14 protein-coding genes are annotated in these 16442 nt (G+C 56.5%); 3 read left to right on the top strand and 11 right to left on the bottom strand.

Annotation, left to right across the window (positions count from 1 at the left end):
* Nucleotides 1–167: 167 nt before the first annotated feature.
* The 8 genes from K3758_RS05375 to K3758_RS05340 all read right to left on the bottom strand — a co-directional run bounded on the left by K3758_RS05375 (nucleotide 168) and on the right by K3758_RS05340 (nucleotide 8431).
* Nucleotides 168–1313 carry an alpha-hydroxy acid oxidase gene (locus K3758_RS05375; protein WP_259948356.1) on the bottom strand — a complete coding sequence of 382 codons (1146 nt, stop codon included), beginning with the start codon at nucleotides 1311–1313 and terminating at the stop codon, nucleotides 168–170.
* Nucleotides 1304–2683 carry an FGGY-family carbohydrate kinase gene (locus K3758_RS05370; RefSeq protein WP_259948342.1) on the bottom strand — a complete coding sequence of 460 codons (1380 nt, stop codon included), beginning with the start codon at nucleotides 2681–2683 and terminating at the stop codon, nucleotides 1304–1306. Before K3758_RS05370 ends, K3758_RS05375 begins: the two co-directional genes overlap by 10 nt.
* On the bottom strand, nucleotides 2680–2994 hold the full coding sequence (locus tag K3758_RS05365) for an L-rhamnose mutarotase (protein WP_259949980.1): 315 nt from the start codon (nucleotides 2992–2994) through the stop codon (nucleotides 2680–2682). Before K3758_RS05365 ends, K3758_RS05370 begins: the two co-directional genes overlap by 4 nt.
* On the bottom strand, nucleotides 2994–3998 hold the full coding sequence (locus tag K3758_RS05360) for an ABC transporter permease (RefSeq protein ID WP_259948339.1): 1005 nt from the start codon (nucleotides 3996–3998) through the stop codon (nucleotides 2994–2996). Before K3758_RS05360 ends, K3758_RS05365 begins: the two co-directional genes overlap by 1 nt.
* Nucleotides 3995–4972 carry an ABC transporter permease gene (locus K3758_RS05355; protein WP_259948336.1) on the bottom strand — a complete coding sequence of 326 codons (978 nt, stop codon included), beginning with the start codon at nucleotides 4970–4972 and terminating at the stop codon, nucleotides 3995–3997. The genes K3758_RS05360 and K3758_RS05355 overlap by 4 nt, the downstream gene beginning before the upstream one ends.
* On the bottom strand, nucleotides 4969–6495 hold the full coding sequence (locus K3758_RS05350) for a sugar ABC transporter ATP-binding protein (RefSeq protein ID WP_259949976.1): 1527 nt from the start codon (nucleotides 6493–6495) through the stop codon (nucleotides 4969–4971). Before K3758_RS05350 ends, K3758_RS05355 begins: the two co-directional genes overlap by 4 nt.
* A gap of 91 nt (nucleotides 6496–6586) precedes the next feature.
* Nucleotides 6587–7579 (bottom strand): rhamnose ABC transporter substrate-binding protein, encoded by a 993-nt coding sequence (rhaS, locus tag K3758_RS05345; protein WP_259948333.1) that lies wholly within the window; start codon nucleotides 7577–7579, stop codon nucleotides 6587–6589.
* A 51-nt stretch (nucleotides 7580–7630) separates the two neighbouring features.
* Nucleotides 7631–8431: a DeoR/GlpR family DNA-binding transcription regulator gene (locus K3758_RS05340; RefSeq protein ID WP_259948330.1), complete on the bottom strand. Its 801-nt coding sequence runs from the start codon at nucleotides 8429–8431 to the stop codon at nucleotides 7631–7633.
* Nucleotides 8432–8624: 193 nt separating this feature from the next.
* Here K3758_RS05340 and K3758_RS05335 point away from each other — a divergent pair, with 193 nt between their 5' ends.
* Entirely contained in the window at nucleotides 8625–10721 is a 2097-nt protein-coding gene (locus tag K3758_RS05335; RefSeq protein WP_259948329.1) for a bifunctional rhamnulose-1-phosphate aldolase/short-chain dehydrogenase, read from the top strand.
* Between the two features lie 87 nt (nucleotides 10722–10808).
* Nucleotides 10809–12083 (top strand): L-rhamnose catabolism isomerase, encoded by a 1275-nt coding sequence (gene rhaI, locus K3758_RS05330; protein ID WP_259948326.1) that lies wholly within the window; start codon nucleotides 10809–10811, stop codon nucleotides 12081–12083.
* A 128-nt stretch (nucleotides 12084–12211) separates the two neighbouring features.
* Here rhaI and K3758_RS05325 read toward each other — a convergent pair whose 3' ends face one another.
* The 3 genes from K3758_RS05325 to K3758_RS05315 all read right to left on the bottom strand — a co-directional run bounded on the left by K3758_RS05325 (nucleotide 12212) and on the right by K3758_RS05315 (nucleotide 15653).
* The gene (locus K3758_RS05325; RefSeq protein WP_259948315.1) at nucleotides 12212–13681 is read right to left on the bottom strand and encodes an NAD-dependent succinate-semialdehyde dehydrogenase; all 1470 of its coding nucleotides are present in this window, start codon (nucleotides 13679–13681) and stop codon (nucleotides 12212–12214) included.
* 321 nt (nucleotides 13682–14002) lie between these two features.
* A complete protein-coding gene (locus K3758_RS05320) occupies nucleotides 14003–15244 on the bottom strand; it encodes an alpha/beta fold hydrolase (RefSeq protein WP_259948312.1) in 1242 nt (413 codons plus the stop codon).
* 1 nt (nucleotide 15245) lies between these two features.
* Nucleotides 15246–15653: a carboxymuconolactone decarboxylase family protein gene (locus K3758_RS05315; RefSeq protein ID WP_259948309.1), complete on the bottom strand. Its 408-nt coding sequence runs from the start codon at nucleotides 15651–15653 to the stop codon at nucleotides 15246–15248.
* Between the two features lie 128 nt (nucleotides 15654–15781).
* Here K3758_RS05315 and K3758_RS05310 point away from each other — a divergent pair, with 128 nt between their 5' ends.
* The gene (locus tag K3758_RS05310; protein WP_259948306.1) at nucleotides 15782–16441 is read left to right on the top strand and encodes a GntR family transcriptional regulator; all 660 of its coding nucleotides are present in this window, start codon (nucleotides 15782–15784) and stop codon (nucleotides 16439–16441) included.
* Nucleotide 16442 lies beyond the last annotated feature (1 nt).

The raw sequence follows: 16442 nt of genomic DNA, 5'->3' as shown, positions 1-16442 counted from the left end.
GCCTAGCAGTAAGATTGTATTGTTACAATGGAAGCTTGCGCGACATCGCATCATTGGACAAGGGGGTCTTCGTGTCGAGCACAGAATGCGGTAGGATTTAAGATACAATGAGTCGCAACCGAACATTCGCCGAGCCAGTCTTGCCGCAATGTCCCGCGATCCCGCCCTTACCAAAACCGGAGCATATCTAGCTTGAGATCAGCGACCCGTGTCACGCCCATAAGGCGCATGTCGCGGGTAATTTCGGCGGTGAGCTGGGCTAGCATGCGCTCGATCCCCGGCTGACCTGCTGCCGCAAGCGCGTAGAGATAAGCACGGCCCAGACCTACTGCTTTCGCACCAATCGCCAGCGCCTTGAGAACATGAGTTCCGCGCTGGAATCCACCATCAACCATCACGTCGATCTTTTCGCCGACCGCTTGAACGATCTCGTCAAGCTGATCGAAAGCTGTCCGTGATCCGTCCAACTGTCTACCGCCGTGGTTCGAAAGCACGATGCCCTGACACCCAATCTCGGCGGCCTTCTTTGCATCCTCTACGCTCATAACGCCTTTGAGGCAGAACGGCCCGCCCCACTCGCTGACCATGTGTTCAACATCGTCCCAGTTCATCGACGGGTCGAGCATATCTGTAAAATAGCGTCCGATGGAAAGCGTATCGCCCTTCATGTCGATGTGGGCGTCGAGCTGCGGCAGGCTGAACTTCTCATGGGTAAGATAGTTGATTCCCCACATTGGTTTGATCGCAAACTGGATCAAACCGCCCAAGGTTAGGCGAAATGGGATAGAAAAGCCCGTACGCAGGTCACGTTCGCGGTTTCCGCCAGTAATGCTATCGACGGTGAGCATCATGACATTGATGCCGCTCTCTTTTGCCTTCTGCATCATTACAGAATTGAGACCGCGATCTTTATGGAAATAGAATTGGTAGACCTGCGGCGTCTCGTGTTTCGCCGCCAGTTCGGCCGTTGAGACCGTGCCCAGAGACGAAACCCCGAACATCGTCCCGAATTTTGCCGCCGCTGCCGCTGTGGCATGTTCGCCTTCGTGATGGAACAAGCGCTGTAGCGCGGTCGGCGACAGATAAACCGGAAGATCGAGCTTCTGCCCCATGATTTCGGTCGAGAGATCGACATCGGTCACACCGCGCAGCACGTTAGGCACGAGATCAACGCTCTCGAAGGCTTTCGTATTCCTGCGCATGGTAACTTCGTCATCCGCACCACCGTCAATGTAATTGAAGATCGGGCTAGGAAGACGGCGCTGAGCCAAGCTGCGGAAGTCTTGGACGTTGTGACAATCGGTTAGGCGCATGTCACCTCCTGTTCAACTCTGGCGCGCCAGGCCGCAGCGTAATGCGCAAGCAACGGGCTTTGCGCAGGCGCAACCTGACGGGTGTGTGGCGGAACAGAATCCTCGGCGAACAACATGGCGGCGCCGACGGAGGTGCCGGTTGTGGATACCGCAATCTCGACCCCTCCTCTGTGCAGTGAAGCAAGCATGTCGAGATATTCCCGGTTGCCGGCGAAAGGGCCTTCGACGATCACCGGACCGTCCGCGCCGACGAGATCAAGACAGGTCTTGGTCATGAGTGCGAGATAGAACCCGAGCACGGCCATGCGCTGCCCCTGCCCCTGCGGTTCTTTTGTCCAAGTGGCTGCGCGCCCCCTGAACGGTCCTGATCCCGGCTCGACCGCAGGCAAAAGCATGATCTCGTCAGCAAGTACCAACGCGCGATCTGCATCGGTTACACGCGTATCAGCGCCAGCGCGGATGATCTCATATTCCCGCCCCCCCATGAACCGGGCCGAGGGCACGGCCTGTCCAAGAGCATTGACATTCACAAGCGTATCGCGGCCCGGGTCGAGCGAGGTTGCCTGCCCCCCGACGGACATAACCACCACCCACGTGCCGGTAGACACAACGGAAAACGCCCCAATACGACCCAAGACATGCGGCAGAAGAGAAGCGTTGGAATCATGGATGCCGCAAACCACTGGCGTATCCTGCGACAGGCCGGTGCGCGCAACGATGTCCGAGGTTACTGTCCCCAGCACATCACCCGAGGGATGCGCTAGAGGAAGGCTGTCCGCGAGGCCAAGCCGCGCAACGAGAGAGGAGAACTGACCCGCCCACGGGTTCCAGAGGTCAGTGTGACAACCCAAAGAAGTGACATCCGTTGCCATTTGTCCAGTCAGGCGAAAACCCCAGTATTGCGGATAGGTAAGCACATGGGCGACGCGGTCCTTAAGGGTCGGATCGGTCCGGAATTGCCAGTAAAGCTGCGCGCCGAGGTTAAGCCCCATGCCAAGACGCGGTGAACCGGTTTCGGAGAACGGCGGACGAAGTGCGTCATAGTGTGCGGCCAATGTGTCCAGCCCATCGTACTCATAGTCGAGCATCGGCGCGGCGAGATCGCCCGCCGCATCAAGCAGGACTGCTGCGGCACCATGGGTGGTCACGGAAATGGCGTCAATCCCCTGGCTTTTATGAAGCTTCGCGAGATGGTTTAGGAAGAATTCCCAATGTCCCTCAAGATCGAAATGCGGCCAAGGAGGTCCCTTCAAAACGGTGTTCGGGCGGGTGAAGACCGCGATTTCCGAGAGACTGTCACCATCGACGAGCGCGAGCTTGACGTTAGTCTTTCCGACATCGAGAACGGCGATATGACGGGGTGTGGTCATGGCAAATGGAACACGGTTTCAAGCGGCTGGTCTTTCGGGCGGTTGTTGGCGTGGGTCTCCATGATGTCCGCCATATGCGCCCACCAGCGTTTCATTACCGGATTGTCCGGCAGCGCCCCCATGCCATGATCGTCGCGCCGCCAAAGCACCCCGAAAAGATGCCGCGTTTCGGGATCGTAATGGATAGAATAATCTTCCACACCCGCGTCTTGGAGCAGCTTGATTAACTCAGGCCAGATCTCGTCATGGCGTTTGCGGTACTCATCCAGACACCCTTCGTTCAGGACCATTCGGAAGGCGTATTTCTCCATCATTTCCTCCGCAGGTTCTGGTAGATTCGGGGCAAGGCGATCACTCCGATCAAGAGCGCGCCGACCACGATGGACATCACAATTCCGGGCACATTCAACAGGCCAAGTCCGAAGGTCACCAGCCCCATGACAAAGGCCGCAATTACGACACCGGGGATCGTTCCTGCCCCCCCGAGAATACTGACCCCGCCGAGAACCACCATGGTAACGACCTCCAGTTCCATGCCTGACGCGATGGACGGCCGTGTCGACCCCAAACGTGAGGTCAGACATACGGACGCCAAACCCGACATCAATCCTGTAAGCAGAAACAGAATCAATTTCACTCGCTCAACGCGAATGCCGGAAAAGGTCGCGGCGGTAGCATTGTTGCCGATGGCATAGACCGCGCGGCCAAAGTTGGTTTTATGCAGTACCATGCCGTAGATCACGGCAAGGATCGCGAAGATCACCATTTCCACCGTAATCACCCAGAAGACATAGCCTTGCCCGAAAAACGCAAAGTCCGCCGGGTAGCCACGGAACGCGCCATCGCCCAACACGATATAGCTGATACCGCGAAACAAGCTCATGGTCCCGATGGTCACGACAATGGACGGAAGCCCCAAGCGTGTGACCAGAACCCCGTTAAATGCGCCGCAAAGCAGGCCGGTCACGAGACCCGTTGCAACAATCGCGGGCGCGCCAAGTCCCGCCTGCATCACCACCCCCATCGCCGTAGACGAAAGCGCTATGATGGACGCCACCGACAGGTCAATCTCGCCCGCGATGATCAAAAGCGCCATCGCAAAAGCGATCATCGCCTTTTCGGTAAAGTTGAACGTCGCATCTGATAGGTTCCACGCGTTCAGGAAGTAGGGCGAGGCAAAGCTATTGAGGATGAAAATTCCGATCGCCACTAACAGTAAAAGGCTTTCCCAACTTCTTAGGGTGCGCGCCAGCGATGTGTTGAGCCGGTCGGGGATATGACGGGTCGGTTGCGGTTGTGTCTTTGCAAAGCTCATTGTGCATGTTCCGCTGATTTAAGGATGACGCGGCCTTTCGAGCGACCGGCGCGCGAATTGAAGGTCACAGCAATGATGATCGCGGCCCCGGAAATGGCGAGTTGCCAGAAGGGCGAGACGTCAACTACGGGCAGCGCATTCTTAATGACCCCAAGAAACAGCGCGCCCAGAAGCGCGCCCCCGACTGTGGCCACGCCACCCGCGATGGACACGCCGCCAATCACACAGGCGGCAACGACATCCAGCTCGAAACCGCCAGCGATATCCACATAGGCAACCGCGTAGCGCGCCACCCAGAGATACCCGGCGAGACCGGCGAGCATGCCCGAAATCACGAAAGCGAGGAACTGTGTCCGGCCAACATTGATGCCGGTATAAACCGCTGCATGCGGGTTGCCCCCCACCGCGAAAAAGGCGCGGCCCAATGTGGTCCTGCTCATCACGACGCCAAGGATCAAAGTCACGATCACGGCGATCCATCCCAGGACCGGCACACCGATAATGCTCTCGCGCGGCAAAGCTTTGAACGCGGCGCTCATCTGGTGAGAATTCACCCAGCTTCCGTTGGTCAAAAGAAAAATGATGCCGCGGAAAATTGTCATAGTGCCCAGCGTCACGACAATCGGCGGGATCGACAGTTTCCAGACCAGAACACCATTTACAGCGCCCATGACTGCGCCAAGCCCTAGCGCAAGCGCGACCAAAACCACTACCGGCACACCGGGGAATGCCATGTTGATCAACGCGCAGACCATACCGGTTAGCGCGAGGTTTGCCGCCACCGACAGGTCAATGGCGCGAGTCAGGATCACAACCATCTGCCCGAGCGCGAGAATGATCAGAGGAGCGGTGTCCGTAAACACGGTCACAAGGTTAGAAGGGGTGATGAACCCGGGGAAACGGCTTGCGACAAGGACCAGCAGAAGCAGTATCGCACCAACAAGGATCGCCTCACGGGATTTCAACAAAGTCATGCCGCCTCTCCTTTACGTGAGATACCCGCCGCGTGGCGGACGAGGGTTTCGGGAGTAAGATCTTCGCCTTCCAGCTCGGCCACGACCCGACCTTCACGCATGACGATCACACGGTCTGACATGCCAAGGATTTCGGGAATTTCTGAACTGACCATAATGACAGAAAGCCCTTCGGACGCGAGTTCAGACATGAAATCATGCACGGCGGCCTTGGACCCGATGTCGATGCCTTTGGTTGGCTCGTCGAGGATGATGACAGTCGGCTGCGTGGCCAGCCATTTAGCGATGACCACCTTTTGCTGGTTCCCGCCAGAAAGGCTTCCTACCGTGGTGTCCAGCGAGGCCGCGCGTAGATCGAGCCGTTCGGTATATTGACGCGCCAGCGCGAATTCTTCGGCCATCTGGGTGAAGCCGTTTTTCGACAGGCGAGGTAGGGACGGCAAGGTGATATTCTGGAAAATCGGCATGTCGAGGATCGCCCCCTGTTTGCCGCGATCTTCGGGGACATAGACGATCCCCGCATCGATCGCATCGGCAGGAGAGCGGATCACCCGAACTTTGTCGTTCAAGCGGATTGCGCCTTTCGAGGGCCGTGTCACGCCAATCAGGCTCTGCATAAATTCCGATCGGCCCGCACCTACAAGGCCGTAAAATCCGAGAATTTCGCCACGCCGCAGATTGAAATGGATGTCTTCGAACTCGGTCGGGTGGCTGTAGCCCGCGACGGTGAGGACATCTTCACCAATCTCAGCGGCACGTTTGGGGAAAATCTGATCGACAGAGCGCCCGACCATCATCTTCACAAGGTCTGCTTCCGTGATATTCGCCATATCGCCCGCGCCTATAAACTGACCGTCACGGAACACGGTGTAGCGATCGGCGATGCGGAAAATTTCGTCGAACTTATGAGAGATGAACAGGATGGCCTTGCCCTGCGCTTTAAGCTTTCCGACAAGCTCATAGAGTTCTTCAATCTCTTTTCGGCCGAGTGCGGCAGTTGGTTCATCCATTATCACAACGCGGGCTTCGACAGAGAGGGCCCGGGCGATCGCAACGAGGTGGCGTGACGCGATACCAAGGTCTTTGAGACGAACGCCTGCGTCGATCTGCGCGCCGATGCCGTCAAGAATATCTTGCGCTTTTACTTGCATGGCCGGACGGTCAATGAGACCAAGGCGACCTCTCGGCGCGTGACCAAGAAAAATGTTCTCCGCGACAGACATTTCGTCGAAGAGCACGGTTTCCTGGTGAATCGCAGTCACGCCAGCGGCGGAGGCATCCTGCGCGGTGGCAAAATGGATCTCGCTTCCATCCAAGAGAACGCGCCCGCCATCTGGCTGATAAATACCAGTGAGCGTTTTCACCACGGTCGATTTGCCCGCCCCGTTTTCACCGATCAACGCCGTTACCTGCCCCGCATAAAGCTCAAGCGTGATGTCATCGAGCGCTTTGACGCCTGGAAATATCTTTGAGATGCCATCAAGCGCGAGAACCGGCGCGGCATGTGTCTGTGCATTGCCCATGGCTACCCCACTGGCTTTTGTCTGTTGGAAGGCTGAAATGGGCGACGCTATGGTTTGTAAAGCGCCGCCCGCAAAGAACGTCTTCGAAGAGTTAGAAGATGTCTTTGAAGTCTGCGATGTTGGACTCGTCATAGACGAACGGATCGGCCATCGCTCCGGAGTTCGTCTCGTCGAGCGTCACTTCGCCCATGCGGCCCATCGGGATATTGGCGCCCGGCTCGGCCACCGCGTCTCCTTTCGACAGGTGATAGGCGATCATCGCTGCCGAATACCCAAGATCAATCGGATTCCAGATCGCAAACGATTTGGATGCACCGCTTTCAATCGCGCCGGCCATCTCGGACGGAAGACCAAGACCCGTTACGTTGACCTCGCCCACTTTACCGGCATCGACCACAGCTTGGGCAGCAGCTACAATACCGACAGAAGTCGGCGCAATGATCGCATCAAGATTAGGGTAAGACTGCATGAGACCGGTGGCCTCGCGGTAGGATTTGTCAGCAAGGTCGTCACCGTAGACGGTCGCGACCACCTCGAGGCCCGGATAGTCGCCCATCACCTTGTTCATCTCGTCGATCCAAATGTTCTGGTTCGTTGAGGTCGTGGTTGCGGAGAGCACAGCAACTTCACCACCATCGGGCATTTCATCGGCAGCCATTTTGATGATCATATTGCCGATGAGCGGGTTGGATGAGGGGTTGAGGTGCATCTGGCGGCCCTCTTCGGCCACGCCGGAATCCCAGGAGATGACAGTGATCCCGCGCTGCATCGCTTTCTTTAGGGTCGGCACGAGCGCATCGGTATCGTTGGCGGACACTGCAATAGCATCGACATTTTGTGCGATCAGCGAGTTGATAACTTCGATCTGGCCTTCGGCGGTGGTGTCCGTTGGGCCGGTGTAGATGATCTCAACATCCCCAAGTTCCGAAGCGGCCTCTTCGGCACCTTTTGCTGCCGCCTCGAAAAAGCCGATGCCGAGGGCTTTCACGACAAGCGCGATCCGCGTGTCTTCGGCGGACGCGCCCCCCGCGAACAGGCCCGTGGAGATTGCAGCGGTCGTCAGAAGTTTTGTAAGTTTTTTCATTATAGAGTCCTCCCTAAGTCTCTTGGTTAATCTTGGCGCCACATCTCCTAGTCAGGACGCCACATCCTCCCGCGCCGCGCTGGACGGCGCGACGATGAGTTTGATGTCAGCCGCTTCAATCATGGCGGCCTCCCGATCCCCGATCCCCTCATCAGTGATCATTACGTCGATCCGGTCGAGCGCGCAGAGCACGAGGCTCGATCGGTGTTTGAATTTCGTTGAATCGACCAAAAGGACGAGTTCGTCCGCTTGGCCAATGAGCTTTTGTTCGGCCTGAATCAGCAAGGGATCGGCCTCCATGACTCCCAGTGGCGCGACGCCTTGCGCGCCCATAAACATGCGTCGCGCGTAGAAGTTTCGGGTCACGTCATTGTCGAAGGGCGACAGCACGATATTTTGTTCGCGGTAAATCACGCCCCCGGAAATCAGCACCGAGTTCTTTGACGTTTTCAAAAGATGCTCGGCAATTGGGAAAGAGTTGGTGAACACCTGACAGCGCCGCGTTGCGAGCGGATGCACCATCTGAAACGTCGTCGTGCCGCCGTTGATGATGATCGGCTCCCCCTCTTCGACCAGGTCGACCGCGGCGCGCGCAATTGCTTGCTTCTGCTTGATGTTGCGCGTTTCATTCACGGCAAAAGGGCGCCCCGCAAGGCCGGGAAAAGGATTGGGCGCGATGGCCTCTGCCCCGCCCCGCACACGGCGCAGCTTCTTAGCGACGTGCAATGCAGCGATATCGCGACGGATCGTGGCCTCAGACGCGCCAGTCAGACCGCAAAGCTCGACAACGGACGCGACCGGACGCTCTTGTACGGCAGACAGAATGACTCCGTGGCGCTCTCTCTCGTGCATCTGTTAAGTTCCTCCCTAGGGTTAAACCGTGGCGCCCCGATCAATCAATGTCAATCATAAAATGTCATTTATAGTGACTATAAGATCGTATGTGATCGATAATGACTATTTATGATTGACAATGAGGCAGTCGCCGCGCAGGTTTGGGTCAATAAGAGACTATCCACTACCTGATGATCGGGAGGAGATCACCATGACATCCGCGTCTACGCGGCTCACTTCGCTTTGGGATGATGCCAAAGCGCAAGCTATGACCGAACCTGAAAAACTTTTGTATCGCTCGAACCTATTGGGATCCGACAAGCGCGTTACCAACTACGGCGGCGGCAACACCTCAGCCAAGGTCATGGAGGACGATCCCCTAACGGGTGAAAAGGCCGAAGTGCTCTGGGTCAAGGGCTCTGGCGGTGATGTCGGCTCGATCAAGATGGACGGGTTTGCAACTCTTTACATGGACAAGCTCCGTGCGCTCAAAGGTAAATATCGCGGCGTCGAATTTGAGGATGAAATGGTCGGCTACCTGCCGCATTGCACCTTCAACTTAAACCCCCGCGCGGCCTCGATCGACACACCTTTGCACGCCTATGTGCCAAAAAAACACGTCGACCACATGCACCCAGATGCGATCATCGCCATTGCGGCGGCGAAAGATTCCAAAGCCCTAACTCAAGAGATCTTTGGCAACGACATCGGTTGGCTGCCTTGGAAAAAGCCGGGCTACGAGTTGGGTTTGTGGCTTGAAAATTTCTGCCGTGAGAACCCGGAGGCCAAAGGTGTCGTGCTTGAATCCCACGGTCTCTTTACATGGGATGATGATGCGAAGGCCTGTTACGAGCTGACGCTTGAGATCATCAACAAGGCCATTGCCTATTTCGAAGAGAAGACAGCGGATGTGCAGGCTTTCGGCGGTCCGGTCCATGAAAGTCTCGACCGCGAAGCCCGCCGCGACGTGGCTGCGAAACTCATGCCCGCGATCCGGGGATTTGTCTCCGGCACGCAACATATGGTCGGCAATTTTGACGATTCCGAAGCCGTACTCGAATTCGTTAACGCCAAGGACATGCGCGATCTCGCAGCTCTTGGCACCTCCTGCCCCGACCATTTCTTGCGGACCAAAATTCGACCGTTAGTGGTGGACTTTGATCCTGCCAAAAGCAACCTTGACGAGGTTCTTGCCGGTCTCGGCGCCCAGATCGCCGCTTACCGCGAAGACTACGCGGCTTACTACGAGCGCTGCAAACATAACGATTCACCTGCGCTTCGTGATCCGAATGCGGTTGTTTATCTAGTGCCGGGTGTCGGCATGATCACCTTTGCCAAAGATCGCGCTACTGCGCGTATCTCGGGCGAGTTCTACGTTAATGCGATCAACGTAATGCGCGGGTCTTCCGCCGTGTCTGAATATTGCGGCTTGCCGGAACAGGAAGCCTTTGACATCGAATATTGGCTGCTTGAGGAAGCCAAGCTTCAGCGTATGCCAAAACCGAAATCTCTCGCAGGTCGTGTAGCGCTTGTCACCGGCGGCGCAGGCGGGATCGGCGCTGCCACGGCGGCGCGTTACCTGCAGGAGGGCGCCTGTGTCCTTTTGGCGGATATCAACGAGGCAGCCCTAGACGAGGTCCGCTCCGGCTTCGCCAAGCAATACGGCGCGGATGTTGTGCGCTCAATCGTGATGAATGTCACCGATGAGGGCGCAGTGGCCGATTCCTTTGCCTATAGCGCGGTAGAGTTCGGCGGGATCGACATTCTCGTGTCGAATGCGGGCATAGCTTCCTCGGCAGCGGTCGAGGACACGACGCTTGAACTGTGGAACAAGAACATGGACATCCTGTCCACGGGCTATTTCCTCGTTTCTCGCGAGGCATTTAAGGTGATGCGCAGGCAGGGCATCGGCGGCTCCATCGTATTCGTGGCGTCAAAGAACGGGCTCGCTGCCAGTCCGAATGCCTCAGCCTATTGCACGGCAAAGGCCTCTGAAATCCACCTCGCGCGTTGTCTTGCGCTGGAAGGGGCCGAAGCGGGCATTCGTGTGAACGTGGTAAATCCCGACGCGGTGCTGCGTGGGTCTAAGATCTGGGAAGGCGATTGGCTGGAACAGCGTGCAGACACTTACGGCACTGACAAAGAGGGGCTGGAGGAAATGTATCGTCAGCGCTCCATGCTCAAACGTTCAGTTCTACCCGAAGACATCGCGGAAGCGGCTTATTTCTTCGCTTCGGAACAATCGGCAAAATCGACCGGCAACATCGTAAACGTCGACGCTGGCAACGTGCAGGCCTTTACCCGCTGAGCAAGGGCAAAGACATCACCCCACGGTCCAATCTGCGCGCCCGCTTTAAAAAGAGGGCCGGGCGCGCGGTTTTCATCGGAGAAAATCATGATCAATACCACCATCATCGAAGCACAGAACGCGACGCGCTACACAGACCTGAAAAGTGACTACGACGCTTTGGGCGAAAAATTGTCCCGCGATGGAATCGATATTGACGCCCTCAAAGACCGCGCAAAAGGCTTTTCGGTAGCTGTGCCGAGTTGGGGTACGGGGACCGGTGGCACGCGCTTTGCTAGGTTCCCTGGCGAGGGCGAGCCACGCGACATTTTCGACAAGCTCGACGATTGTGGTGTGATCCATAAGTTGACGGGAGCCGCAGCCTCCGTGTCGCTCCATATTCCATGGGACAAGGCCGCGCCTGCTGATCTTTTGGGCAAAGCCGAGGAGCATGGGCTGAGCTTTGACGCGATGAACTCGAACACTTTCCAAGACCAGCCAAATCAGGTCCAGTCGTATAAATTCGGTTCACTTAGCCATGTTGACGCGGCAACCCGTGCGCAGGCAGTCGAACACAACCTCGAATGCATCGAAATCGGTCAAAGCATCGGTTCAAGGGCTCTCACGGTATGGATCGGAGATGGTGCGAACTTTCCCGGCCAAACCCATATGGGCCGCCAGTTCGAGCGCTACCTGACCTCCATGAAAGATATCTATAAAGGCCTGCCGGAAGATTGGTCGATCTTTTCTGAACACAAAATATATGAACCGGCGTTCTATTCGACAGTGGTTCAGGACTGGGGCACTTCGCTTTTGACCGCGCAGGAACTGGGGGAAAAGGCGAAGTGCCTCGTAGATCTCGGCCACCACGCACCGAATGTGAATATCGAGATGATCGTCTCACGGCTAATCCACGCAGGCAAGCTCGGGGGTTTTCATTTCAACGATTCGAAATACGGCGACGATGATCTCGACAGCGGGACCATTGAACCCTACCGGTTGTTCCTCATCTGGAATGAACTGGTCGACGCCGAAGGTACGCCGGGCCTTGATCTGTCCCATATGATCGACCAGAGCCACAACGTGACTGATCCGATCGAGAGCCTGATGATTTCGGCGGTCGAAATCCAGCGCGCTTTTGTGCAGGCAAGCCTCGTGGATCGCGCCGCACTTGCGGATTATCAGGACCAAAACGACGCGCTCATGGCCTCTGCCACCCTACGCGCGGCTTTCCGTACGGATATTGAGCCTATTCTGCAAATGGCACGATTTGAAACCAGCGCGGCCATTGATCCGGTAATTACATACCGCGCGTCCGGGTATCGCGCAAAGGTCGCAGCCGACCGGCCCAAGGTCTCCAGCGCGGGCGGCGGGATTGTCTGACAGGCTCTGAACTATAATGACTTACGCGGAAACCTCCATTTCCATTTTTTTTCGAAATGGCAAGGGCTCTCACCTCGATAGGCGAAGTTTGCTTGAAGCTCTGCGCGTAGCCTCGGGGCCTGATTGGCTCAAGGTATTCCTCCAATACAGACAGCCTTGAGTTCGAGGAAATCTTCGATCCCGTATTTAGATCCTTCCCGGCCAAGGCCCGATTGTTTGATGCCGCCGAAAGGGGCCACTTCGGTTGAGATTAAGCCAGTGTTTACACCGACCATGCCGCTTTCAAGCGCCTCGGCCACGCGCCAGACGCGCGACAAGTCATTGGCATAAAAGTAAGATGCGAGCCCGAACTCACTGTCATTTGCCATGTCAACGACTTCAGCTTCGTCTTCGAACCGGACCAGTGCGGCCAATGGACCAAAGGTCTCGTCACGGCAGACTAACATTCTTGGTGTGACATCCCGCAGCACCGTAGGTGTGAAGAAGGTACCGACTGCATCCAAGCGGTTGCCCCCAGTCATAATTGTAGCGCCTTTGGCTATTGCATCGGCGATATGCGCCTCGACCTTGATGACAGCAGCTTCGTTTATCAACGGCCCCATGGTAGTGCCTTGGTTAAAACCATTACCGACGCGGAGGTCTTGGGCCTTGGCCGTCAACTTCTTTACAAAGGCATCATAGACGTCTGATTGGACGTAGATCCGATTAGCACAGACACAAGTCTGACCGTTATTGCGGAACTTGGCGATCATCGCGCCTTCGACCGCCGCGTCGATGTCCGCATCGTCAAAGACAATGAAAGGCGCATTACCGCCAAGCTCCAGCGACAATTTCTTGATCGTCCCGGCTGCCTGCTTCATCAGAATCTTGCCCACGTTCGTCGATCCAGTGAAGGTGATCTTGCCCACCTTCTGGTTGGCACAGAGTTCTTGGCCTACACCCGCTGCATCGGTGGAGGGGACAACGTTAAATACTCCAGCCGGAATGCCCGCGCGTTCGCCAAGCACCGCCATGGCAAGTGCGGACAGTGGGGTTTGCTCGGCGGGGCGGGCCACAAAAGTACAGCCCGCAGCCAGTGCCGGGGCGACCTTGCGCGCTATCATGGCATTAGGGAAATTCCACGGGGTGATCGATCCCACGACGCCTACCGGCTGCTTCAACACCATGATGCGCTTGTCACGTTGATGGCCCGGAATGATATCGCCGTAAATTCGTTTGGCTTCTTCGGCGAACCACTCGATGAAGGACGCGCCATAGAGAATTTCGCTGCGGGCCTCAGACCAAGGTTTGCCATTCTCGGCGGTCAGAATGGTGGCTAGATCGTCCGCGTGCTTAACAATTAAGTCATTCCACTTTCGCAGAATGATAGCGCGTTCTTTGCCGGTCATTGCAGCCCATGCGGGCCCCGCGGCATAGGCCGCGTCGATCGCTCGCGCCGTCGCTGCTGCGTCAAAGTCGGCGACCTGTGCAATGGTATTTCCCGTCGCGGGATCGACAACCCCGAATTTGGTTGGCCCTTCAATCCAACGCCCGTCCACATTGGCGCGGGTTTCCAAAAGGCTGGGATCACTCAGATTTAATGGCATCAGGCGCTCCATCGTGTGTGTTCTTCTTTTATTGCGCCGATAGAAGCTTCGAAATTGAAGAGCTTTCCGGCAATCGCTGCGTTGGTGACGGCTCCGAGGGCAAGAAGTTGGAATATATTGCCGTAGGAGCCAAAATTTAGTTGTATTGGGACCTTGCGAATGGGCTGGTCTCGATTGCTATTGGCCATCTCAAGTTTTGGTCTGCAGGGTGCAAATTTTAGGTGCAGCTATAAAGCTATGACCGCGCACACTTATTCTTTTTGGCATGTGGAACCTCACCCGCGAATTTAATTCGCAGATGAGATCGAGGATGTCCAGGAGGGGTGCGTTAAGCTATTGAAAAACATCATTATTTTCTGTCACATGATTCAGTGCCTGCATCAGGAATGGGCGGAACAGTTCAGGGTGTTCCGTTGCGGGGAAATGCCCGAGGCCGTTCATGACAAGATGCAGCGCGCCGGGGATATCTTTCGCCAAACGGGCTCCATCTTCCGGGGTTGCTGAGAAATCGTAAGTGCCGGACAGAAGTGCAACGGGCGTGCGAGCGGCGTCAATCTGAGGGCCAATCTCGCCCCCATCGAATTCTTCGCTGTAGAAGGCAAGGTCCCCGCGATATATGCCTGGTGCGCCCTGCGTGTAGATCCAGCTTGCTAAGCGACGTCGGTGCAGCGGGCTTGTGGGGCTCATCAAGCCCCGGGTGAATGCGCTGTTGTGCAGGCCGGCATGGACGCCGACATGATCTTGATAGGGATTCCGCCGACCCTTAGAGCGGTAGGGGGGCTCGAGTGCGATGACAGCGCGGGTGATCTCGGGCTTCTTCGCAGCCATGACCAGAGCTATTGCCGCCCCCATTGATCCCCCGACTAAAACCGCCGGGCTGCCGACAACATCTTCAATAAACGCAGTGATCCAATCGCGGTAAATGCCCGCTGTAAGGTGATATGGTCCACCGTCCCAGCCATCAGGCGGCATCGATCGGCCGTGAAAAGGCATATCCGGAGCAAAGAGGGTAAAGCGACGGGCGAGCTCGGTATCGGCCATCTGTTCGAGGTATTGTCGTGCATCGGCGCCCGCGGTATGCAGGAAAACCAGCGGCACATCGCCTGTTCCCGCAACTTCATAGAACATCTGGCATGCCCCCTGCGACGTAGTCAGCCGAGCGTAGCGTCCGGTAATTTGCTGATGATCTGTTTTAATAGGCGGCGCTTGCGCGGCCGGGACGGACGCGAGACATTCCACCAAGCGGTCCAGGGCGGCCCGCGCCCGGGCGATTGTTTCTGTATTCCCTGAGACTTCGAACGAGGGGTTGGCGATCTGTAATGCAGTAAAGCTATTGTGTAGTGGCGGTTGCGGATGCGCCACAAGCGCGCTCCAACTTTTCGCTTGCCCGGACACAACAATCTCAGGCGTTTCACCATCAGCCAGTGCGATCCTGCCGTCGACGACATGCACCGTTACCGGATCGTCTGGCAGGTCGAACCTTACTCGTACATCGAGGTGCGGACTGTTTCGACGTAGCTCAGGGTCACACGCGGCCGTTTCTATGCGGCCGCGAAATACGTCACTAAGGTTCATTTTAGTCATCGAATTCGCGCATAACTTCTTGCGCAGTACGAAAGCTATCGATCCCGGCGGGCACACCACAGTAGATTGTGATTTGCATGAAGATCTCTCGTAGTTCCTCTTTGGTGATCCCGTTGCGCAGGGCGCCGCGAACATGCAATTTTAGTTCGTCTTTACGCCCCAGTGCGGCGATCATGCCGAGGTTTAGAATAGAACGCGCACGTCGGTCGAGGCCTGGGCGGTTCCAGATTGTATCCCAGCAGTATTCTGTGACCAACTCTTGCATGGGGAAATTGTACTCGGTCGCATTGTTGACCGACTGGTCTACATAGGCATCACCCAGGACTTCGCGACGGGTTTGCAGGCCCTTTCGGAAGCTTTCTGAGACTTTTGACAGGTCGGGTTTGGATGAAGCATTCATGTAGAACTCCTTTTAGGTTGAGACACTGAGCTTGGCCGCATATTATATTATGCGACAATCTGACAATTTGGCCGGTGCGGCATTCCACGACGCCCGGCACATCCGAATACTTTTACAGGGTAGGCAAAATGGACATGCTGGTCGAAAAACGGCACGCGACACTGCGCGGGCTGGTCGAGGACAAAATTAGAGACGCAATCGCGGGGGGGACGTTTAAGCCTGGCCAGCGTTTGATTGAGCGCGAACTTTGCGAAACCCTTGGCGTTGGTCGCACGTCGGTGCGCGAGGCCCTCAGGCAATTGGAGGCGGAGGGTTTGATCGAAAACACACCGCATAAAGGACCATCTGTCACGCAGGTAACGCCTGAAAATGCCGCCCAGCTCTATGCGGTGCGCGGCATGTTGGAGGCCTTTGCCGGCGCTTCTTGCGCGCGCCAAGTGACCCCTGAATTTGCTGACGCGCTGGATGCTGCAATCGATGCTTTCGTTGCTGCTTGCGATGCGGGATCGCGTGCCGATATGGTCGAGACGAAAACAGCCTTCTACGCGCTCTTGATGGATCGCTGTGGCAACGCCTATGTTACGAAGTTTCTGACGAGTTTGCATAACCAAATAAGCGCGCTGCGCTTCACTTCGATGAGCAGCAGCGATAGGTTGCCCCACTCCATCCTCGAAATCCGTGAAATCGCTGCTGCGATCCGAGCCGGAGACGCTGATCGCGCTGAAGCGGCCTGCCGCATCCATATTGAGAATGCATCGCGGGCAGCATTGGCGCAAATGGCTGAATAGC

The sequence above is a fragment of the Sulfitobacter sp. W002 genome (assembly GCF_025142135.1).
Lineage (GTDB): Bacteria > Pseudomonadota > Alphaproteobacteria > Rhodobacterales > Rhodobacteraceae > Sulfitobacter > Sulfitobacter profundi.
This window is presented reverse-complemented; position numbering and strand designations above follow the sequence as displayed.